The organism is Ensifer sp. EB106-03-01-XG145 (genome assembly GCF_058792075.1).
In genome coordinates, this window is sequence record NZ_JBYTEC010000001.1 from 1,564,969 (window position 1) to 1,585,631 (window position 20,663).

The following is a 20,663-nucleotide window of genomic DNA, read 5'->3' on the forward strand; positions in this document are numbered from 1 at the left end:
ATTCTATTGTTTTAGGGAGAGGTTTTCATGCGCGGTCTGCAGGCAAAAGGAGAGAGTGCTTCGCCAAGAGCCGGCCGCGGCCGGGGACCACTGGCATTCTCGTTGGCGGCTTTGGCCGCCGCCGTCTTGCTCTGTCCCGCCCTTGCCGAAGCGCGCGACGCCTTCGCCGACGACGCGTTTTCGACCTACAAGGCCAATGTCGACAATGGCAAATACGTGTTCAATGCCGCGGGATGCGGCGCCTGCCACGGATCCGGCGACAATACCGAATTGCTTTCCGGCGGCATGGAGATGAACACGGCGATCGGCACATTCTACGCGCCGAACATTTCGCCCCACGCCAACGGCATCGGCGGCTGGACCAACGCCCAGTTCTTGAACGCTGTGCTGGTCGGTCTCGACCGGGAGGGCAACAATCTCTATCCGGTCATGCCCTATACATCCTATGGCGGGATGAAGCCGGAGGATGCGCTCGATATCAAGGCCTATATCGAGACACTGCCGCAGTCTGACGCCGCCTCGAAGGAACACGAGATCGCTTTCCCCTTCAGTCGTCAGACGACGATCACGCTGTGGAAGCGCAGTCACTTCACGGTGCCGGACTATCAGCCGCGGGAGGAGACGCAAGCCGAGCGCGGCCGCTATCTTGTCGAGAACGTCGGCGGCTGCGGTGATTGTCACACCCCGCGCACCACCACCTACGGGCTCGATCTGGAGCGCGCCTACCAGGGTGAAAAGGATCTGACGGGTGCGGTCGCCCCGGACATCAGCAAGGCGAAGATGGCGGGGCTTGCTTCGCCCGATGTGTTCACCAGAGGCCTGATCGACGAAGGCAAGAAACTCTCGGGCGCGCCGGTCAGCGATCCCGTGATGCGGCGCATCGCCAAGGGCCTGAGCGTTCTGACGGAGGAAGACCGCCGGGCGATTTACGCCTTCCTCTCCGACCGCGAGGTGAAGGCGCCGGCGCCGGTGGCGCAATCTGTAACTGCCGTCTGCAAAGAAAACACGGCGGCGGAAGCGCTCGGTGGCGACAATGCGGCACTGGCACAGCAGGCGGACGCCTTCATCGGCAAATACTGCCGCAACTGCCACGGACCGGGCGAAAGCTCGCAGGGGAGCTACCCCGCCGGCGACCTCGCTTCGATCGGCGCGGATGCCAATTTCGTGGCGCCGGGCGACGCATCGAAGTCACGCCTCTATACGACCGTCGTTAGCGGCCGCATGCCGCTCGGCAAGCGGCCCTCGGCCGAAGAGATCAATGTGCTGGAGGACTGGCTCAATTCTCTGAGTGAGAAGAGCTTGCCGCAAACGGCTGCGGCCAAGCCCGACCGTTCACGTCCGATACTATCCTATGACCAGTTCGTCGAGGCGGCGCTGAAGGACATCGACAAGGTCAACGAACTCGACCGTCCCTTCATGCGCTACTTCTCCTACCGCGACCAGTATAATGGCATGATGGGTTGCGAGGACGACCAAACCTTCATGAAGCGCATGGATGTGCTCGCCGGCGGCTTCAAGAAGCTGCTGAATTCGCTCTCCTATGGGCCGAAATTGGTTCTGCCGACCGAAGTCGATGGCACCAACGGATTGCTGGTGCGTGTCGATCTGCGCGAGCTGCAATGGGAAACCGCGGACTACGACTTCCTGATCAAGCGCTATTTCTACGGTGTCGACCCTGAGAGCGATGCTTCGCTGGCCGCACTTTCCAAGGAGACGGCGACGCAATTGCCGATCATGAGGATCGACTGGTTCATGAGCAATGGCGCCCGGCCGGAGATCTACAATCGGCTGATGCGGCTACCGACCGAGATCAGCGAACTCGAAAAGCGCTTCAAGATCGATGTGGCCGACAACATTCGCCGGCGCAACGTCCTGCGCGCCGGTTTCGCCGACGGCTCATCCGGAGTGTCGGACCACAATCGCATGCTGGAACGGCACGACATGCCGTTCGGCGGCTACTACTGGAAGTCCTATGACTTCGGCGGCGACCTGGGCAAGCAGGTATTGAAGCGTTTCCCGCACGGGCCGAAGGAACTCGCTCCGCTCGACGCAGGTTTGGTGCCGTTCGAGCATGATGGCGGCGAGATGATCTTCTCGCTCCCGAACGGACTGCAGGGCTATTACCTTTCGAATGCGGCGGGCAAGCAACTCGATGTCGGACCGACGACGATCGTATCGTTCCGCAAGCGGCCCATCGGCAAGGGCGTCGAGATCATCAATGCGCGATCCTGCGTCGATTGCCACGCCGACGGCATTCTGTCGAAGCGCGATCAGTTGCGTGAACATATCGAGACATCGACGCTGTTCAGCAAGGGCCAGCAGGACGTGCTGCTCGCCATGTATGTGAAGCAGGAGGAATTGGACGAGGCGTATCGCAAGGACCGCGAGCGTTTCGTCAATGCGCTGAAGGCGCTGGGTGTTACCGAGCCGACGCCGGATGGCGGTCTCCAGAGCAAGCACGCGCCGGGCGATGCAGAGATCATCACCTATTTCGCGGACAAATACGAAGACGAGCTCGACTTTGACGGTTTGGCGGCCGAGTTCGACATGACGCCGAAGCAATTCTCCGATGCGATCAAGCGCGTGACGAATACGGATGTTCTGCGCCTGGGGCTCGATTGGGTGACGACGCTTGAAGCCGGCGGAACGATCCCGCGCAATGAGGTCGAACAGCAATATGCCTTGCTACTGGAGCCGTTGCTGCAGCGTCGCCCCCTGGATACGGCAGCGATCGTCGTTGCCGGTTCCGAGCAAGCGGTGGACGCCAAGCCGCAGTCGATCGTGGCGGCCGTGCCTGCCTATCGCAAGGAGGATGCGGCGGCTGGCAACAAGCTCGCGCTCGCGCTCAACGTGAAGTCGACGACGGCGAAAGTCGGCGATCAGCTTTCTTTCGAGCTTAGCGCCAACCAAGCCTGCGAGCTGCAGATCCTCTATGTCGAGGAGAATGGCAATGTCGAGGTCATCCCGGATGTGATGATCGGCAACATCACCCTGCAGCCGGGCGAACGGCGCCTTATCCCGCAGCCGGGGACGGGCACGCTTACCTTCGATACGCCAGCACCATCCGAGTCGATGTTGGCTTTCTGCCGTGTCGGCGGACTTGGCGATCAGAGGCTCACCGTGGAGAAGGCGCGCGACTACGTGGCGAAGTCGAGGTTGCCACCGACAAGGGGGCTGGCAATCAACCTGGCCAAACAGGCCCAGGGCGATGCTGGGGCCAGCAGCGTTCAGATGGTGACCTTCGAGATCAAGAACTGACGAGCGAACAATGGCAAAGGTGATCCGGTCTCTTATTCTCGCGTCGGCAATGGTGCTGCCAGTCGCCTTGCCCGCGATGGCCTGCGATGGTCTTCGCCAGGCGTCCGAAGCGCTGAACCGCGGCGACGAGGCGGCCGCGCGTGCTGCCGCTGCTCCGGAGAGTGTGGCGGGATGTTCGTCAACGGAGATCGCGCTGACGCGTCGCGTCGTGGCGCTGGTGACCTTCAACCGTGTCGCGGCTGCCGTGGGGCAGGGCGCCAAGCTCGAAAGCTTCGAAGGCGACCTGACGACAGCGAGCAGAGACGCCGGCGGCCCGTGGCAGATCCTTGATGCGCTCGGCGACATTAGCCGGGAGCACCGCGACTATGAGGCGGCGGCGACCTATTATCAGCAGGCGCTGGAAGATTCGGCGAACGAGGAACTGACGCCCGATTGGATGGCGCCGGACAAGGACTACATCCTGCGGCTGGACAGGTTGGGCTCGGAAATGCGGCTTGCGGCAACCAAGCCCGTCAAGCTCGCCGCGCGCGGCGCCTGCAAGTTCTCCTATCGCGGCGTCTCGATCAAGAAGAAGGCCACCCCGGTGCGCTACGTCTTCGGCACCGCCGAGTTCACGCCGGAGGGGCTGCAGTCGGCAAAGGATCTTTTCGAATGCCTGAAGTCGGCGAAACCGCCGGCAATCACGCTGATTGGTCATACCGATCCGGTTGGCACGACCGAGGCGAACAAGGCATTGTCGATCGCCCGCGCCGAGGCCTTGGCGCATTACCTTGTGGATGCCGGATATCCGGGTACCTGGATAGCCGTCGGCAAGGGCGAGGAAGAGCCGTTCAAGCCGGATGACCCGAGCGCCTACGACGAGGCGATGCTGCACCAACTCGACCGGCGGGTGGAAGTGGACGTGGGGAACTAGTTGTGTTGCACAGAATCCTGCTTTCGACGGTCCTGTTCGTCCTGCCCGTGCCCCCCGTCCTCGCGGCCACGTCGGCGCTGGTCGTCGGGGTGGATGCCTATCCGCATGAAGTGAGCCTCGACGGCGCAGTGAAGGACGCACGCGATGTCACGCAGGCGCTAAAGGCGGCCAATGTCGACACGATACGGCAGTTCATCAATGAGCAGGCGACGAAGGACGCCATCCGCTCCGCCTGGACCGAACTGGTCGCCGGCGCAGCCCGCGGCGATACGATCGTCTTCACCTATGCCGGGCACGGCGCGCAGATGCCGGAACTGATTGCGGGCAGCGAAGAAGACGGTCTGGACGAGTTCCTGGAACTACCCGGCTTCGACAGGAGCCGCGCGGAAGAAACCAGCAAGGAGATCATTGTCGACAACGAGCTGAACGCCTGGTTCGCGGAAGCGGAGGCCAAAGGTATTCAGGTTCTGTTCCTTTCCGACAGTTGCTTTTCCGGCGGCATGAACCGTTCCATTTCCGGTAAAACGCGGCTTGCACCGATCGTGCGTGCGAAGGTGCCGCCGCCGTCCGAAGAGGCGCTCAGGGGCGCGAAGGTGAAGGAAGCGGATCTGTCTCGCGTGACGATCCTGGCCGCGTCGCTCGAAAGCCAGCCGACGCCGGAAGTGGTGATCGGCGGCGAGCCGCGCGGGGCCCTGAGCTGGAGCTTTGCCCGCGCCATAGAGGGGGCTGCGGATCGCGACAGCGATGGCCGGATCTCGCGCATCGAGCTCGAGGACTATGTCTTCTCCAACGTCAAGCTTCAGTCGGAAGCGCTGCAGGTGCCGAACTTCACGCCGCAAGTGCCGCGCTCCGACAAGGAGATTGTCCTGTCCCTGCCGCGAAGCGCGACCATCGGCGCGGGCGCGACAGGCGACGCCGGAGCGAAATTGAAGTCGCCGCGTGAAATGGGCTGGACGGGGAAACTGGCACTCAGCGTGACCGGTACGGCGCCGCCGCTCAACAATCTCGGCGACAATGGTGTGCCCTATCGCTGGGATGCTGCCACCGGGGTGTTCTACACGCCGAACGGCGATGTCGCCGGCGAACACATCGCGCCGGACATGCTCCAGGGCGCCGTCGACAAGTTTATCCTGGTCGATTTCCTGAAGGTCCTGGCGACGCAGAGTCCCGGCAGCGTTTCGCTCACGCCGTTGAAAGACATCTACGCGGCAGGCGACAGGCTGAATTTCAAGGCGGCGCAGGGCGACTACGCCAACATGCTGGTTTTCAATCTGGCGAATACCGGCGAAGCACAGCTTCTCGATGCGCAGATTGCCGGTACCGGCAGCCACGCGTTTCAGCTTCAGGGCCTGGAGGTGGTGAAACCCTTCGGCGCCGATCACCTGGTCGCCATCTCGACGAATGCGCCGATCGACGCCATTGCGGCGGCCTTCTCCAACTCGAAGCTCGATGCCGCAGCGCTTCTGCGCCTCCTTGAAACACGGTTGGAAGGCAGCGAAAGCACCATCGCCATCCAACCGCTTTACACGAGGGACCGGGGCCAATGAGCGCGCGTGGCAAGTCGTGGTGTACCGCGGCGCTTTCTGTGGTGGCATGGCTCGCCTTGCTTGCGGCTCCGGCCGTGGCCGGCGACCGGGCCTTGCTCATCGGTGTCGGCAGCTACCCGAGCCTGTCGCCAAAATTCGCACTCAAAGGTCCGAAGAACGATCTCGTGGCAATGCAGGGCCTGCTGACGGGAAAACTTGGTTTCGACCCGTCCTCGATCCGCATTTTGAAGGAGGAGCAGGCGACGCGATCAGGGATACTCTCGGCCATGAACACGTGGCTGGTCGAAGCAACCGGACCCGGCGATCGCGTCTACATCTACTTTTCCGGTCACGGCCTTCAGGTGACGGATGCAGATGGCGACGAGCAGGATGGACTGGACGAGGCGCTGGCGCCCGTCGATATCGTCTCCGGTGAAACGGACTGGCAAGGCGCGATCCTCGACGATGAGATCGACCGGATCCTGGAACGGCTGCAGGGGCGGGCGGTGACGATGGTGATTGATGCCTGCCATTCAGGCACGATCTCTCGTTCGCTTTCCGACGACGTCTCGTCGGGCATCGAGGGCGCTCGTTTCCTGCCCCGCCCGCATGCCAAGCCGGTTGAGCAGGCATTGACCCGCGGCCTCAGGATCGATCTTGCCGTCGTCGATAAGCCGAAGCTGGTGGAATCGGGCGTGACCGCCTGGAGCGCGGCCGCTCCATACCAGGTGGCCTGGGACGATGTGCGGCTTCCCGTCGAAGATCGGCACGGCGTGTTCACCGCGGCTTTCGTCGCTGGCCAGACCGGCAATGCGGCGGACGCCAACGGCAACGGTTTGACGAGCAATGCCGAACTGCTCGAATTCGTAAAGGTGCAGTCGACCGCTTACTGCTCCTCGCAGGAAAAATGCGGCAATCTCGACCCGCAATTGGAAAGCAAGGCGCAGACGCTTGGCGAGAGTGCAATCGCACCCGAAAAGCTCGGTGCGGGTGGCAACGGGCAGGGGACTTACCAGCAATCCAGCGCTCCAAGTGGGACGCCGACGACCTATCAGGACTCCGATGCGGTCAACGCGATCGGTGACATCATTGGCAAGACCGAGACCGGCGAAGTGAAACTCGTCATAGACCGACCCACGACCATGAAGGCCGGCGACGTTTTCAAGCTGACAGTCACCAGCCGGACCGGCGGCGACCTGCTGCTCTTCGACGTGAACAGCCAGGGCAAGGCCACGCAGGTCTTCCCGAACGAGTTCGCGCAGAAGATCACGCCGCTTGCGCCGGACGTACCGCTGACATTTCCGGACGACTATTATGGCTTCGATTTCGAAGCGTCGGGTGAGGGCGAGAGTGCCTTCGTTGCACTCGTGGTCAGCGATGCCATCGATCTGGCTGACGTCGCTCCGAAAGCGCGCGGGTTGAAGATCGAGCTGGACGCGCGGGAAACCTTAAGCGAAGTCGTTGCACGATTGCAGAAGACCTGGACTGGCGACCTCGACCGCCGCGGTATTCACTGGTCCGTCGGCACTTTGCGCTATCGCGTTGAATAGGACCGAGCCAAGCAATACGAATTGAAAAAGCCCGCCTCGACGAGACGGGCTTCCTTATGAAGGCGTCTGCCGATCCTAGTGCAGGATCTGGCTGAGGAAGAGCTTGGTGCGCTCGTGCTGCGGATTGTCGAAGAACTCGGCCGGCGAGTTCTGCTCGACGATCTGGCCCTGGTCCATGAAAATCACGCGGTTGGCGACCTGGCGGGCAAAGCCCATTTCGTGGGTCACGCAGAGCATGGTCATGCCTTCCTCGGCGAGGCCGACCATCGTGTCGAGCACTTCCTTGATCATTTCCGGGTCGAGCGCCGAAGTCGGCTCGTCGAACAGCATTATCTTCGGATTCATGCACAGCGAGCGGGCGATCGCCACGCGCTGCTGCTGACCGCCGGAGAGCTGGCCCGGATATTTGTTCGCCTGTTCGGGAATCTTGACGCGCTTCAGGAAGTGCATCGCGATTTCTTCCGCCTGCTTCTTCGGCATCTTGCGCACCCAGATCGGCGCAAGCGTGCAGTTTTCGAGGATCGTCAGGTGCGGGAAGAGGTTGAAGTGCTGGAACACCATGCCGACTTCGCGGCGCACTTCGTCGATCTTCTTGAGGTCGTTGGTCAGCTCGATGCCGTCAACGACGATCTTGCCCTTCTGGTGCTCTTCGAGGCGATTGATGCAGCGGATCATCGTCGACTTGCCGGAGCCCGACGGGCCGGCAATGACGATGCGCTCGCCTTTCATAACCTTCAGGTTGATGTCACGAAGGACGTGGAAGTCCCCGTACCACTTGTTCATTCCAGTGATTTCGACTGCGACATCCGTTGCGGAAACAGTCATTTTGGAAGCAGTGGCTGCGTTTGCCATGCGATCCTCCCCTCATTTTATCGTTTATGGGCCGTGTCGAGAACGCGTTCCATGAAGCCTGAATAGCGCGACATACTGAAGCAGAAAAGCCAGAATATGAAGCCAGCGAAAATAAGGCCCGAGATCGGCGTGACCGAAGAGGCCCAGTTGGCGTCGGTGAAGTTGAAGCGAACGATGCCGAGCAGGTCGAACATGCCGATGATCGACACCAGCGACGTATCCTTGAAGAGACCGATGAAGGTGTTGACGATGCCCGGAATGACGAGCTTCAGCGCCTGCGGCAGCACGATGAGGTTCATCTTCTGCCAGAAGCTGAGGCCGAGCGAATCCGCTCCTTCATACTGCCCCTTCGGAATGGCCTGCAGACCGCCGCGCACCACTTCGGCCATGTAGGCCGAGGCAAAGAACGACACGCCGATCAGTGCGCGCAGGAACTTGTCGAAGGTGACGCCCTGCGGCAGGAACAGGGGCAGCATGACGCTCGCCATGAACAGGACGGTGATCAGCGGAATGCCGCGCACCAGCTCGATGAAAGCGGTGCAGAGCATCTTGATCACGGGCATGTGTGATCGCCGGCCAAGTGCTAGCAGGATGCCGAGCGGCAATGACACGGCGATGCCGACGAAAGAGAGAATGAGCGTCACCATCAGGCCGCCCCAGAGCGGCGTCTCGACGAAAGTCAGCCCAAACCAGCCGCCCGGAAGCAGGATCAAGGAGATGAGCGGCAGAACGGCGAAAAGCAGGATGGCGTTGATGCCCTTGTAGGGGACCTTCGGTATCGCCATCGGCACGAGGAAAAGGATGAAGAGGATGCCGACCAGCGTCGGTCTCCAGCGTTCATCGAGCGGATAGCGGCCGTAGACGAACTGGTCGAGCTTCGCGTTGACGAAGGCCCAGCACGCGCCGCTCCAGCCTTCCGGCTGGCTACCGCCCTGTGCAACCGTGGCGCAGACGCCACGGCCTCCACCGGTCCAGGCGGCGTCAAGGAACAGCCATTGGATTGCCGGCGGCAGGAACCACGCGAGCGCAAGTGCGCCGATGATGGTAAGCACCGTATCCTTCGGCGTGGCGAAAAGGTTCTCGCGCAGCCAGTGGACGACGCCGCCTTCTGCGATCGGCGGTGCGGAAGCCTCGATCATCGAGGCGCGGACGAAATTTGCCTGGGGTGTGGTCATGGTCTTATCTCTCCACCAGGGCCATTCGGGCATTGAACCAGTTCATGAATAGCGACGTCGCGAGGCTCAGCGACAGGTAGACGACGATCCAGATCGTAACGATCTCGATCGACTGCCCCGTCTGGTTGAGGATCGTGCCGCCGACGGCCACGAGATCGGCGTAGCCGATGGCGACGGCGAGCGAGGAGTTCTTGGTCAGGTTCAGATACTGGCTGGTGAGCGGCGGAATGATGATCCTCAGCGCCTGGGGAACAACCACGAGGCGCGTCGTCAGACCCGGGCGAATGCCGAGCGCGTGCGCGGCCTCCGTCTGCCCCTTGGAAACACCGCGAATACCGGCGCGCACGATCTCGGCGATGAAGGCCGCGGTATAGAACGAGAGCGCCAGGAACAGCGACAAGAATTCCGGCCCGATGACCGAGCCGCCGGTGAGGTTGAACTTGCCGGCAACGGGAACGTCGAAGGTGATCGGCGATCCCGTGGCGAGGAACGTCAAGAGTGGCAAGCCGATGATCAGGCCGAGAGCCGTCCAAAGAACCGGGAAGCGCTGTCCGGTGGCTTCCTGCTTCTTGCGCGCATACCGCGCCACGAAGAAGCTGGCGACGATCGCGATGAAGAAGGCAAGAACCGTGTACATCGAGCCGTCTTCAAAGATCGGTTTGGGAAAGGCGAGACCGCGGTTGTTGAGGAACATGTTGAGCGGCAGTGCCGCAGATTCACGTGGCTGCGGCAGGATCGCCAGAACGCCGCTGTACCAGAAGAAGATGACGAGCAGCGGCGGGATGTTGCGGAAGATCTCGACATAGGCGAGCGACAGCTTGGCAATTAGCCAGTTGTGCGACAGCCGTCCGATGCCGACCGCAAAGCCGATGATGGTGGCGGTGAAAATACCGCAGACAGCGACCAGCAGCGTGTTGAGCAGACCAACGACAAGCGCGCGCTGATAGGTCGAATCGCTGGTAAAGGCGATCAGCGACTGTCCGACGTCGAAACCGGCGCGCCCATTCAGGAAGCCGTAACCGGAAGCAATATTCGCTCGTTTGAGGTTCTCGATCGTATTGTCGGCGATCCAATAGACGAAGGCCGCGAGAACGACGAGGGTGAGTACCTGATAGAAGATCCCGCGCACTTGCGGGTCGTAGATGATCGACCCCGACGGTTTGCTTTTTTCAGGCGTAGTTGTGACGCCAATCGCCATGCAATGCCTCTTTCCCCTTTGTCACCCTTTGGGTGTTTTTATCGTTGGATGGGGAAGCGGTGACCCGCTTCCCCAGTCTTGGATAATCGCTTAGCGGACCGGCGGGGCGTACTGGATGCCGCCCTTGTTCCACAGGGCGTTGAGGCCGCGCTCGATCTTGAGCGGGCTGCCAGCGCCGATGTTACGGTCAAAGACTTCGCCGTAGTTGCCGACGGCCTTGATGATGTTCACGGCCCATTCGTTGGTCAGGCCAAGGTCGGTGCCGATCTTGCTGTCAGCTTCGACGCCGAGGAAGCGCTGAACGTCCGGGTTGGCGGACTTCTTCATTTCTTCGACGTTGGCCTGGGTGATGCCGAAATCTTCGGCCTGGATCAGCGCATAGTGAACCCAGCTGACGATATCGAACCACTGGTCGTCACCCTGGCGCACGGCCGGGCCGAGGGGTTCCTTCGAGATGATTTCCGGCAGGATCATGTGATCGTCCGGCTTGGAAAGCGTCAGGCGCAGCGAATAAAGGCCCGACTGGTCGGTCGTGTAGACGTCGCAACGACCGGCGTCATAGGCGGCGTTCACTTCTTCGAGCTTTTCGAAGACGACCGGATTGTACTGCAGGTTGTTCGACTTGAAGTAGTCGGCAAGGTTGAGCTCGGTGGTGGTGCCCGTCTGCACGCAGACTGCTGCGCCCGAAAGCTCGAGGGCCGATTTGACGTTCAGGCTCTTGCGAACCATGAAGCCCTGGCCGTCATAGTAGTTGACCGGGCGGAAGTTGAAGCCGAGCGCGGTGTCGCGGTTGATCGTCCAGGTGGTGTTACGCGCAAGGACATCGACCTCGCCGGACTGCAGCGCCGGGAAGCGTTCCTTGGCCGAAGTGGGTGTGTACTTCACCTTGCTGGCATCCGCGAAGATCGCGGCGGCGATTGCCTTGCAGTAGTCGACGTCGAAACCGCTCCAGTTGCCCGAGGCATCCGGTGCCGCGAAGCCGGCGAGACCGGTGTTCACGCCGCACTGGACAAAGCCCTTGGCCTTCACGTCATCAAGGGTAGCGCCCGAAGCCGCCTGTGTGCCAATCCCCATGACAGCGGCGCCAACGAGAGCTGTCAGAATTCTTTTTGCCATTTTTAGAACCTTTTTCTGTTGTCGTTAGTTCCCGTCTGCACCAGCGCGTCTCCTGGCGCGTGCAGCCTCCGCCACCCTCCTGGCGCGAGTACAGGCTATCTCATGCTCAAATTCCATGAGGGTCAAGAGAGGCCGCCGATTTTCTGGTTTTGCATGTGAAAAACCCGAAACAAGCCAGAAAGTTAGGCAGTTTTTGGGGGCAATGGGCGGGCCCTGGGCGAAAAATCGCCAAATGCCGGCCGATGACGGCCAAAACGACGCTCCATGATTTTTGCCACTTGACCGCGGTTGTGGCTCATTCGAAGAGTTTCTCTTTCGAAATCAGAAGCGGAACATGCAATGGCAGACAGCGGCAATGTGAATGGCAAGGCGGGCATCAACACCCGTCTCGCTCATAGCGGCAACAATCCCTCCGACTATTTCGGCTTCGTCAACCCGCCCGTGGTACATGCGTCCACCGTGTTGTTTCCGAATGCGAAGGCGATGGAAACGCGCGCGCAGAAGTACACCTATGGAACGCGCGGAACGCCGACCACGGATGCGCTTTGCGACGCGATCAACGAACTTGAAGGTTCCGCCGGGACGATTCTTGTACCCTCGGGCCTGGCTGCCGTAACGGTGCCGTTCCTTACCTATCTCTCGGCGGGCGATCACGCGCTGATCGTCGATTCGGTCTATTTCCCGACGCGCCACTTCTGCGACACCATGCTGAAGCGTCTTGGCGTCACCGTCGAATACTACGATCCGATGATCGGTGCCGGAATCGAAAACCTGATCCGACCGAACACGCGCCTGGTGCATACCGAAGCGCCGGGTTCGAATACGTTCGAAATGCAGGACATTCGCGCCATCGCCGACGTTGCCCATCGCCACGGCTGCGTCGTCACCATGGACAACACCTGGGCGACGCCGGTTTACTTCAGGCCGCTCGATCACGGCGTCGATGTGTCGATCCATGCGTCCACCAAGTATCCGTCCGGTCATTCGGATGTTCTCCTGGGTACGGTGTCGGCGAACGCCGCCCACTGGCCGGCCTTGACCGAGGCGATGGTGACCCTCGGTGTCTGCGTTTCGCCCGACGACAGCTACCAGATCCTGCGTGGCCTGAGGACGATGGGCATTCGCCTCGAGCGGCACCAGGAGAGCGCACTTGCCCTGGCCCAGTGGCTGGAAGGGCGGGATGAGGTCGCGCGCGTCCTGCATCCGGCACTGCCGAGCTTCCCGGGACACGAACTCTGGAAACGCGATTTCACCGGCGCAAGCGGCATCTTCTCCTTCGTCCTAAAAGCGGAAAGCGCCGATCGGTTCAAGGCCAAGGCGCACGCCTTCCTCGACGCGCTGAAACTGTTCGGGCTCGGCTATTCCTGGGGCGGCTTCGAGAGCTTGGCACTCCATGTCAGCCTGTCGGACCGCAAGGTGGCGCTGGCGCCGACAGAAGGTCCGGTGATTCGCCTGCAGATCGGGCTTGAGGACGTGCCGGACATCCGTCGCGACATCGAAGCGGGATTGGCCGCGGCCAACGCCGTTTGAGGGCCTGAGGCGCCGCGTTCATTCGCGGCGCCTCGTCACCACCGACTATGGAATCTGCGTGTTGCCCAGTCGCCTGTCCGCAGTCAGCGCTGGGCGCCGTAGCCGTAGAGCCAATCAAGGTCGGCAGCGAGCGCATCCGGTCCCTTGAGTTTCAGGACGATGTCGCGGCCGAGGCGCAGCGGCCCACGGGCGTGGTAGGCAAAATGATTGAACGCCGCGCGGCGGCGGACCCGGGAGATGCGCGGTCGACGCCTCGCTTCGAATGCAGCCAGCGCCTTCGGGATATCGATGCCGGTGGCCAGGCAGTCGGAAAGCTCGAAGGCGTCCTCAATCGCCATGGCCGCGCCCTGCGCCGCAAAGGGCGTCATGGCATGGGCCGCGTCGCCGATCAGCACGGTCTTTCGCCCGTCTTGCCAGGCCCCGTCGTCGACTGTGCACAATGGCCAGTAGGTGGGGGCGGCAGCCTTTTCGAGCAGCGAGCGGATGCCCGCGTTCCAGCCGGAGAAAGCATTCAGGCAGTCCTGGCGGCGCTTATCCGAATCCTTGCCGACCCAGACGGCGTCGGTCTCCTTGCCCTCGATGATCGCGACAAGATTGAAACCGTCAACTTCCCGCAACGGGTAGGCGACGAGATGGGCGCGAGGGCCGAGGAACGCCGTGACCTGGTTCGGCTTGAGAAGGCCGGCGGCCGTGTCGCGGGCGAGCGTCATGCGCCAGGCGACGTTGCCTGAAAACCGTACACGACCGGCCCCGGGGACGCCGTTGCGCAACCGCGACCAGATGCCGTCGGCGCCGACGATGATGTCCGGGCGGCGCCCCGTCAGTGTTATGATGGTCTGCTCATCAGGGTTGTCGATATGGCAGCCGAGTTGCAGGCGGCAGCGCGGTTCTGCCTCCACGGCGGCAAGCAGGACTTTCTGCAGGCTCGCGCGGTGCATGACGGCATACGGCGCGTGCCAGCGGCGACGCGCGAAAGCGCCGGCCGATACGCTGGCAAGAGGGCTCAAGGATACGCCGTCAACCAGGCCGATGCGCTCGGGCTCGCTCCAGTAGGCTTCGAGTTCCGCAAGCAGGCCGAGTTCTATGAGGATGCGTGAGGCGTTCGGCGACAATTGCAGGCCGGCGCCGACCTCGGTCAGCGCCGTTGCCCGTTCGATGATGTCGACTTCGAAGCCTCGGCGGGCGAGGCACAAGGCGGCCGTAAGCCCGCCGATACCGGCGCCGATGATCGCGACAGGGCGCGACATCGTGGCCTATCAGGCGGCTTTGTGGGCGAAGAGGCAGCCGGGCGGGTTGGTTTCCGTCGCCTTCAGCTTCGGATTGTAGCGATAGAGTGTGGAGCAGTAGGAGCAGACCTTCTCGTTGTCGTCGCCCATATCGATGAAGATGTGCGGGTGATCGTACGGAATGGACGCGCCGGTGCACATGAATTCCTTGACGCCGATTTCGATTGCCTGATGTCCGCCGTCGTTCTGGAAGTGCGGGATGCTGTGGCCGGCCATGTCATGCTCCGATGAATGCAAGTCTCTAAAGTTGGCGGCACCATAGTGAGCTTTGCTGCAAAAGTGTAGCGGCAAACACGCCGCAGCTGTGGTTTTTGCCGGCGCGGGGTTTCACTCGCCAGAGCGACGAACTACGTTGCGCCGCATCGATACCTCCCAGGATGATAAAGATGGATCTCAATCCGCCGCCGTTTTCCCACTTTGCCCATGAAGGCCTGGAGATTGCCTTCTTCGACGAAGGTGATCCAGCCGGCACACCCATTCTTCTCATTCATGGGTTTGCCTCGAGCGCCAACGTCAACTGGGTTTTTCCGGGCTGGCTGAAGACGCTGGGCGATGCCGGCTACCGTGTGATCGCGCTCGACAACCGCGGGCATGGCAAGAGCAGTAAACCCTACGATCCAGCGCTTTATCATCCGCAGCAGATGGCGGGCGACGCCGTAGCGCTTTTGGGTCATCTCGGCATCGCCGAAGCACATGTGATGGGCTACTCGATGGGCGCACGCATCTCGGCCTTCATGGCACTCGCCCATCCCCACCGCGTCCGTTCGCTGGTCTTTGGCGGGCTCGGCATCGGCATGGTGACGGGGGTAGGGGATTGGGACCCGATTGCCGATGCCTTGTCGGCGCCGTCTCTGGATGTCGTGACCCATGCACGCGGCCGCATGTTCCGCGCCTTTGCCGACCAGACCAAAAGCGACAGGCAGGCGCTTGCGGCCTGCATCTCGACGTCTCGCGATCTGCTGACGGCTGAGGACATGGGGCGCATCGACGTGCCGACCCTGATCGGTGTCGGGACCAAGGACGACATTGCCGGCTCACCGCAGGAGCTGGCGGAGTTGATGCCCAACGCGCGTGCGCTTGATATTCCGGGCAGGGATCATATGCTCGCCGTGGGTGACCGGGTTTTCAAGAAGGCCGTGCTCGAATTCCTCGAGGAAGTGGCGCGCGCCTAGACTGCCGAACAAGACGGAACGCGGGAAGCACCGCAAGCTTGCCCGCTTCTGAGCTGCTCGACCGAGGGTGGAACTGAGGCCGAGCCATTTAAGTCATGCCGGATTTCCCCTATAGTGACTGTAGGACGGACAGGAAGGAGAGCGACGATGGTCGCCAAGACCGAACTTCGCCAGACGGAAGCTTTGAAGGTGATGGACCCGATCTGGAACAGCCTGCGTGAGGAAGCCCGCGTGGCAGCCGAGCAGGACCCGATGCTTGCGGCCTTCCTCTATTCGACGGTGGTCAATCAGCACTCGCTCGAAGAAAGCGTGATCTATCGCATCTGCGAAAGGCTCGATCATCCCGATCTTCAGGCAAACCTCTTGCGACAGACCTTCTCGGAGATGATGGAGGATTGGCCGGAATGGGGCACCATTCTGCGTGTCGACATCCAGGCCGTCTATGACCGCGATCCCGCCTGCACCCGTTTCATCGAGCCGGTACTCTATTTCAAGGGCTTCCATGCTATCCAGACGCACCGCCTGGCCCATTGGCTGCTGAAGCGCGGCCGCAAGGATTTCGCGTTCTATCTGCAGAGCCGCGCGTCGAGCGTCTTCCAGACGGACATCAATCCCGCTGCCCGCATCGGGCGCGGCATCTTCCTTGATCACGCCACCGGTCTTGTCGTCGGCGAGACGGCGGTGATCGGAGACAATGTCTCCATCCTGCACGGCGTGACGCTCGGTGGCACGGGCAAGGAGGGCAGCGACCGTCATCCGAAGATCGCTGATGGCGTCCTGATCGGCGCCGGCGCCAAGATCCTTGGCAATATCCATATCGGCCATTGCTCGCGCATCGCCGCCGGCTCGGTCGTGTTGAAGCCGGTGCCGCCGAAAACGACGGTCGCAGGCGTGCCGGCGAAGGTGGTGGGCGAGGCCGGTTGCTCCGAGCCATCGCGTCAGATGGACCAGATCCTGAGCAGCTTCGATATCTGAACATACGGGAACCGGTGCGTAAGCCTCTTTCGAGGGGTTTACACCCGGCGATGCAGCGTGCGAGAAGCGCCGCACAGATAAACGGCTACGGAGACGTGTTTTGAAGCCCGAAGAAATCCGCAAGCTTGAAGCCTATTTCAAGCGCACCTTCAATCAGCAGATGGTCGTCAAGGCGCGCCCGAAGAAGGACGAGTCCGCTGAAGTCTATCTCGGTGACGAGTTCCTCGGTGTCGTTTTCCGCGATGAGGAAGATGGCGAGCTTTCCTACAATTTCTCCATGGCAATCCTCGACATCGACCTCTAAGTCTGACGAGGACGTCCGAAAACAATAAACCCCGAAAATCCCCTGAGATTTTCGGGGTTTATTGTTTTAATGGGGATTTATGCATCGCGCTGAGCAATTGCTCGCGTCGCTCATCTTGGTTCTTCACCGCGCCGTAAGAATTTTTTTCGCGGGAGCGTATTTCTTCATCAAGTTGTTGCATCCGTTGTATTTTATTGCGTCGCACACTCGTCTTGACTTTTTGTGCAGTGCACATAAACTGAAGCCTCCAGATCAGGCCGTCACTAAGGAGACACCCGATGTTCAACTTCGACGATGCAAACAAGAAGAGCAAAGAAGCCATTGACGTGGCTGTAAAGAGCTATTCCGCTTGGACCAAGGGTCTCCAGGCTATCGCGACTGAAGCTGCGGACTACTCCAAGAAGTCCTTTGAAGATGGCGTTGCGCACGTCGAGAAGCTGTCGAGCACCAAGAGTGTCGAAGCTGTTTTCGAACTGCAGACCAATTTCATCAAGGCGAGCTACGAAGGCTTCGTCGCCGAGGCAACGAAGATCGGCGAAATGTACGCTGATCTCGCCAAGGACGCTTACAAGCCCTACGAAGCGCCGGTTGCCAAGGCAACGGCAGCAGTCAAGGCCGCCGCTGCCGCCGCCTGATCGCCAGGCAAAGAACCACTTTCCAAAAAAGGCCGGTCGCAGCGCTTGCGACCGGCCTTTTTGTTTCTCGCATTAGCTGTGCGCAGCCCGAAGAAAGTTGATCAATCTTACGCGCGGTCGTGCGATTATGATTGCAGTGCGTTGGTTCGGTCTTAAAATCTGAAAACGAACCATTAGATAAAGGGCAAGCACGCTGCGGCCAAGTTCAGTGGGGTCGCTGCTGTACAAGGAACTGACAAGAATGATCGCCATGCCGGTCCGGATGCAGCAAGGTAGCGATGACGAGGGAAACGGCAACAACCGCAGCACGTCCGTCATCACGCGTACCAAGCCGAAGACCAAAAAGCCGAGTTTGTATCGTGTTCTGCTTTTGAATGACGATTACACGCCGATGGAATTTGTCATCCATATCCTGGAGCGCTTCTTTCAGAAGAACCCGGAAGAGGCGACCCGCATCATGCTTCATGTCCACAATCATGGCGTGGGAGAGTGCGGCGTCTTCACCTATGAGGTCGCCGAAACCAAGGTGACGCAGGTGATGGATTTTGCCCGGCAGCATCAGCATCCGTTGCAATGCGTCATGGAAAAGAAATGAGGAACTAACGTGCCAACATTTTCGCCCAGTCTCGAAAAGGCGCTACACCAGGCACTGACTTTTGCCAACGAGCGCCACCATGAATACGCCACGCTCGAGCATCTGCTTCTGGCATTGATCGATGATGCCGACGCGGCGGCCGTGATGGGCGCCTGCAACGTCAATCTCGAGACGCTGCGCAAGACCGTGACGGATTATGTCGACAACGAGCTTTCCAATCTCGTGACCGGCTACGACGAAGATTCCAAGCCGACGGCGGGTTTCCAGCGTGTCATCCAGCGCGCGGTCATCCATGTCCAATCGTCCGGCCGTGAAGAAGTCACCGGCGCCAACGTGCTGGTTGCCATCTTCGCCGAGCGCGAAAGCCATGCCGCCTATTTCCTGCAGGAGCAGGAGATGACGCGTTACGACGCCGTCAACTTCATTTCACACGGCATCGGCAAGCGGCCTGGCACCTCCGAATCCCGGCCGGTGCGCGGCGCCGACGATCACGAATCCGAGCAGAAGCCTTCGCGCGACACCGAGGAAACTGGCGCCAAGAAGCAGCAGGACGCGCTTACGGCCTATTGCGTCAACCTCAATGAAAAGGCGAAGTCAGGCAAGATCGACCCGTTGATCGGGCGTCACGCCGAGGTGAACCGCACCATCCAGGTGCTGTGCCGCCGCTCGAAGAACAATCCGCTCTATGTCGGCGACCCCGGCGTCGGCAAGACGGCGATCGCCGAAGGCCTTGCCAAGCGCATCATTGAAAAGAAGGTACCGGAAGCGCTACAGGATGCGACGATCTTCTCGCTGGATATGGGCACCTTGCTCGCCGGCACGCGCTATCGCGGCGATTTCGAAGAGCGCCTGAAGCAGGTCGTCAAGGAGCTTGAGGACTATCCGGGTGCCGTGCTCTTCATTGACGAGATCCACACCGTCATCGGCGCTGGGGCCACCTCCGGTGGCGCCATGGATGCGTCCAATCTCCTGAAGCCGGCGCTCTCCTCCGGCGCGATCCGCTGCATCGGTTCGACCACCTACAAGGAATACCGCCAGTTCTTCGAGAAGGACCGGGCGCTGGTTCGCCGCTTCCAGAAGATCGACGTGAACGAGCCGACGATCGCCGACGCGATCGAGATCATGAAGGGGTTGAAGCCTTACTTCGAGGAATATCACCACCTGAAATACTCGAACGAGGCGATCAAGGCCGCGGTTGAACTTTCCGCCCGTTACATCAACGACCGCAAGCTGCCTGACAAGGCGATCGACGTGATCGACGAATCCGGTGCTGCGCAGATGCTGCTGCCGGCAAGCAAGCGCCGCAAGCTGATCACCGAAAAGGAGATCGAGGCGACGATCGCGACGATGGCGCGCATCCCGCCCAAGACCGTTTCGAAGGATGATGAGGCCGTTCTCGCCAACCTCGAAAAGGAACTGCGCTCGGTCGTCTATGGCCAGGACCTGGCGATCGAAGCGCTCGCGTCTTCGATCAAGCTGGCGCGTGCCGGCCTGCGGGAACCGAACAAGCCGATCGGCTGCTATGTCTTCTCCGGCCCGACCGGCGTCGGCAAGACGGAAGTCGCCAAGCAGCTTGCGACGTCGCTCGGCGTCGAGCTTCTGCGCTTCGACATGTCGGAATACATGGAGCGGCACACGGTTTCGCGTCTGCTCGGTGCACCTCCCGGCTATGTCGGCTTCGACCAGGGCGGCCTGTTGACCGATGGCGTCGACCAGCATCCGCATTGCGTGCTGCTGCTCGACGAGATCGAGAAGGCGCATCCGGACCTGTTCAACATCCTGTTGCAGGTCATGGATCATGGCTCGCTGACGGATCACAACGGCAAGAAGATCGACTTCCGCAACGTCATCCTGATCATGACCACCAATGCCGGCGCATCGGAAATGGCCCGGGCCGCCATCGGCTTCGGTTCTTCCAAGCGTACGGGTGAAGACGAAGAGGCGCTGAACCGCCTGTTCACGCCGGAATTCCGCAACCGTCTGGACGCGGTCATTCCCTTCGCTTCGCTGCCGACCCCGGTCATCCACCAGGTCGTACAGAAGTTCGTCATGCAGCTGGAAACGCAGCTCGCCGAGCGCAACGTCACCTTCGACCTCGCGCCGGAGGCAATCGCCTGGCTCGCCGAGAAGGGCTATGACGAGAAGATGGGTGCCCGGCCGCTCGCCCGCGTCATCCAGGAAAACATCAAGAAGCCGCTCGCCGATGAAATCCTCTTCGGCAAGCTGAAGAAGGGCGGCGTCGTCAAGGTGACGATCGGTACCAAGGCCGATGGCACCAAGGGCTTGCTGCTCGATGCGGTTCCGGAAACGACGCCGATCAAGCCGAAGGCCGAGGTTTCCCGCCCGGCGATGAAGGCGGCAAAGCAGAAGAAGGCCGAGGACAAGGAAGAAGTGGGTGCCGAGCCCGCACCGAAGTCCAAGCCGAAGAAGGCAGCCGCCAAGGCATCCTCCGATGGCGAAGCCGGGGCCGGTGACGCGGCTCCGAGAAAGGGCCGCACGGTGCCGAAGGTGCCGCGCAAGAAATAGACCCTCGCAAGAAATGTTCGACGGTGCCGGATGCAAACCATCCGGCACCGTT

Annotated in this window: 17 protein-coding genes; 11 read left to right on the plus strand and 6 right to left on the minus strand. The window is 61.1% G+C overall.

From position 1 onward, the window contains the following. Positions 1 to 27: 27 nt before the first annotated feature. The 4 genes from AC3WWH_RS07680 to AC3WWH_RS07695 are packed head-to-tail and all read left to right on the plus strand — an operon-like array spanning position 28 to position 7,247. On the plus strand, positions 28 to 3,258 hold the full coding sequence (locus AC3WWH_RS07680) for a c-type cytochrome (protein WP_058320593.1): 3,231 nt from the start codon (positions 28 to 30) through the stop codon (positions 3,256 to 3,258). Positions 3,259 to 3,268: 10 nt separating this feature from the next. Next, positions 3,269 to 4,171 carry an OmpA family protein gene (locus tag AC3WWH_RS07685; RefSeq protein ID WP_082616294.1) on the plus strand — a complete coding sequence of 301 codons (903 nt, stop codon included), beginning with the start codon at positions 3,269 to 3,271 and terminating at the stop codon, positions 4,169 to 4,171. 2 nt (positions 4,172 to 4,173) lie between these two features. After that, entirely contained in the window at positions 4,174 to 5,718 is a 1,545-nt protein-coding gene (locus AC3WWH_RS07690; RefSeq protein WP_057255714.1) for a caspase family protein, read from the plus strand. Then, positions 5,715 to 7,247, plus strand: a complete 1,533-nt coding sequence (locus AC3WWH_RS07695) for a caspase family protein (RefSeq protein WP_113398884.1) — start codon at positions 5,715 to 5,717, stop codon at positions 7,245 to 7,247. Before AC3WWH_RS07690 ends, AC3WWH_RS07695 begins: the two co-directional genes overlap by 4 nt. Before the next feature lie 75 nt (positions 7,248 to 7,322). On the opposite strand, the gene AC3WWH_RS07700 is transcribed toward AC3WWH_RS07695, so the two are convergent. The 4 genes from AC3WWH_RS07700 to AC3WWH_RS07715 form a co-directional block, all read right to left on the minus strand. Next, the gene (locus AC3WWH_RS07700; RefSeq protein WP_057255718.1) at positions 7,323 to 8,099 is read right to left on the minus strand and encodes an amino acid ABC transporter ATP-binding protein; all 777 of its coding nucleotides are present in this window, start codon (positions 8,097 to 8,099) and stop codon (positions 7,323 to 7,325) included. Positions 8,100 to 8,116: 17 nt separating this feature from the next. After that, the gene (locus tag AC3WWH_RS07705; RefSeq protein WP_057255720.1) at positions 8,117 to 9,274 is read right to left on the minus strand and encodes an amino acid ABC transporter permease; all 1,158 of its coding nucleotides are present in this window, start codon (positions 9,272 to 9,274) and stop codon (positions 8,117 to 8,119) included. A gap of 4 nt (positions 9,275 to 9,278) precedes the next feature. Further along, positions 9,279 to 10,472 (minus strand): amino acid ABC transporter permease, encoded by a 1,194-nt coding sequence (locus AC3WWH_RS07710; RefSeq protein WP_057255722.1) that lies wholly within the window; start codon positions 10,470 to 10,472, stop codon positions 9,279 to 9,281. Positions 10,473 to 10,562: 90 nt separating this feature from the next. Next, positions 10,563 to 11,588, minus strand: a complete 1,026-nt coding sequence (locus AC3WWH_RS07715) for an amino acid ABC transporter substrate-binding protein (RefSeq protein ID WP_058320595.1) — start codon at positions 11,586 to 11,588, stop codon at positions 10,563 to 10,565. Between the two features lie 339 nt (positions 11,589 to 11,927). Here AC3WWH_RS07715 and AC3WWH_RS07720 point away from each other — a divergent pair, with 339 nt between their 5' ends. Next, a complete protein-coding gene (locus AC3WWH_RS07720; protein WP_058320596.1) occupies positions 11,928 to 13,118 on the plus strand; it encodes a cystathionine beta-lyase in 1,191 nt (396 codons plus the stop codon). Positions 13,119 to 13,201: 83 nt separating this feature from the next. Here AC3WWH_RS07720 and AC3WWH_RS07725 read toward each other — a convergent pair whose 3' ends face one another. Beyond that, complete coding sequence (locus tag AC3WWH_RS07725; RefSeq protein WP_057255728.1) at positions 13,202 to 14,365, minus strand: FAD-dependent monooxygenase; 1,164 nt, start codon at positions 14,363 to 14,365, stop codon at positions 13,202 to 13,204. A gap of 9 nt (positions 14,366 to 14,374) precedes the next feature. Beyond that, positions 14,375 to 14,620 carry a zinc-finger domain-containing protein gene (locus AC3WWH_RS07730; RefSeq protein ID WP_057255736.1) on the minus strand — a complete coding sequence of 82 codons (246 nt, stop codon included), beginning with the start codon at positions 14,618 to 14,620 and terminating at the stop codon, positions 14,375 to 14,377. A gap of 170 nt (positions 14,621 to 14,790) precedes the next feature. Between AC3WWH_RS07730 and AC3WWH_RS07735 the strand changes: the two genes are divergently transcribed. The 6 genes from AC3WWH_RS07735 to clpA all read left to right on the plus strand — a co-directional run bounded on the left by AC3WWH_RS07735 (position 14,791) and on the right by clpA (position 20,611). Continuing rightward, complete coding sequence (locus tag AC3WWH_RS07735; RefSeq protein ID WP_492376903.1) at positions 14,791 to 15,576, plus strand: alpha/beta fold hydrolase; 786 nt, start codon at positions 14,791 to 14,793, stop codon at positions 15,574 to 15,576. Between the two features lie 147 nt (positions 15,577 to 15,723). After that, positions 15,724 to 16,551 carry a serine O-acetyltransferase gene (gene cysE, locus AC3WWH_RS07740; RefSeq protein ID WP_058320598.1) on the plus strand — a complete coding sequence of 276 codons (828 nt, stop codon included), beginning with the start codon at positions 15,724 to 15,726 and terminating at the stop codon, positions 16,549 to 16,551. Between the two features lie 100 nt (positions 16,552 to 16,651). Next, a complete protein-coding gene (locus tag AC3WWH_RS07745; protein WP_034796738.1) occupies positions 16,652 to 16,855 on the plus strand; it encodes a DUF3126 family protein in 204 nt (67 codons plus the stop codon). Between the two features lie 278 nt (positions 16,856 to 17,133). After that, positions 17,134 to 17,490 (plus strand): phasin family protein, encoded by a 357-nt coding sequence (locus AC3WWH_RS07750; protein ID WP_057255742.1) that lies wholly within the window; start codon positions 17,134 to 17,136, stop codon positions 17,488 to 17,490. Positions 17,491 to 17,731: 241 nt separating this feature from the next. After that, positions 17,732 to 18,085, plus strand: coding sequence for an ATP-dependent Clp protease adapter ClpS (clpS, locus tag AC3WWH_RS07755; protein WP_043622145.1), 354 nt, complete (start codon positions 17,732 to 17,734; stop codon positions 18,083 to 18,085). A 9-nt stretch (positions 18,086 to 18,094) separates the two neighbouring features. Continuing rightward, the gene (clpA, locus tag AC3WWH_RS07760; RefSeq protein ID WP_110878336.1) at positions 18,095 to 20,611 is read left to right on the plus strand and encodes an ATP-dependent Clp protease ATP-binding subunit ClpA; all 2,517 of its coding nucleotides are present in this window, start codon (positions 18,095 to 18,097) and stop codon (positions 20,609 to 20,611) included. Positions 20,612 to 20,663: the final 52 nt, after the last annotated feature.

Bases quoted from the DNA above. Each gene is read 5' to 3' on its own strand.
- AC3WWH_RS07695 (WP_113398884.1), top strand. From the start codon at position 5,715: ATGAGCGCGCGTGGCAAGTCGTGGTGTACCGCGGCGCTTTCTGTGGTG.
- AC3WWH_RS07750 (WP_057255742.1), top strand. From the start codon at position 17,134: ATGTTCAACTTCGACGATGCAAACAAGAAGAGCAAAGAAGCCATTGAC.
- AC3WWH_RS07720 (WP_058320596.1), top strand. From the start codon at position 11,928: ATGGCAGACAGCGGCAATGTGAATGGCAAGGCGGGCATCAACACCCGT.
- AC3WWH_RS07725 (WP_057255728.1), bottom strand. From the start codon at position 14,365: ATGTCGCGCCCTGTCGCGATCATCGGCGCCGGTATCGGCGGGCTTACG.
- AC3WWH_RS07680 (WP_058320593.1), top strand. From the start codon at position 28: ATGCGCGGTCTGCAGGCAAAAGGAGAGAGTGCTTCGCCAAGAGCCGGC.
- AC3WWH_RS07700 (WP_057255718.1), bottom strand. From the start codon at position 8,099: ATGGCAAACGCAGCCACTGCTTCCAAAATGACTGTTTCCGCAACGGAT.
- AC3WWH_RS07735 (WP_492376903.1), top strand. From the start codon at position 14,791: ATGGATCTCAATCCGCCGCCGTTTTCCCACTTTGCCCATGAAGGCCTG.
- AC3WWH_RS07685 (WP_082616294.1), top strand. From the start codon at position 3,269: ATGGCAAAGGTGATCCGGTCTCTTATTCTCGCGTCGGCAATGGTGCTG.
- AC3WWH_RS07715 (WP_058320595.1), bottom strand. From the start codon at position 11,588: ATGGCAAAAAGAATTCTGACAGCTCTCGTTGGCGCCGCTGTCATGGGG.
- clpS (WP_043622145.1), top strand. From the start codon at position 17,732: ATGATCGCCATGCCGGTCCGGATGCAGCAAGGTAGCGATGACGAGGGA.
- cysE (WP_058320598.1), top strand. From the start codon at position 15,724: ATGGTCGCCAAGACCGAACTTCGCCAGACGGAAGCTTTGAAGGTGATG.
- AC3WWH_RS07730 (WP_057255736.1), bottom strand. From the start codon at position 14,620: ATGGCCGGCCACAGCATCCCGCACTTCCAGAACGACGGCGGACATCAG.
- AC3WWH_RS07705 (WP_057255720.1), bottom strand. From the start codon at position 9,274: ATGACCACACCCCAGGCAAATTTCGTCCGCGCCTCGATGATCGAGGCT.
- AC3WWH_RS07710 (WP_057255722.1), bottom strand. From the start codon at position 10,472: ATGGCGATTGGCGTCACAACTACGCCTGAAAAAAGCAAACCGTCGGGG.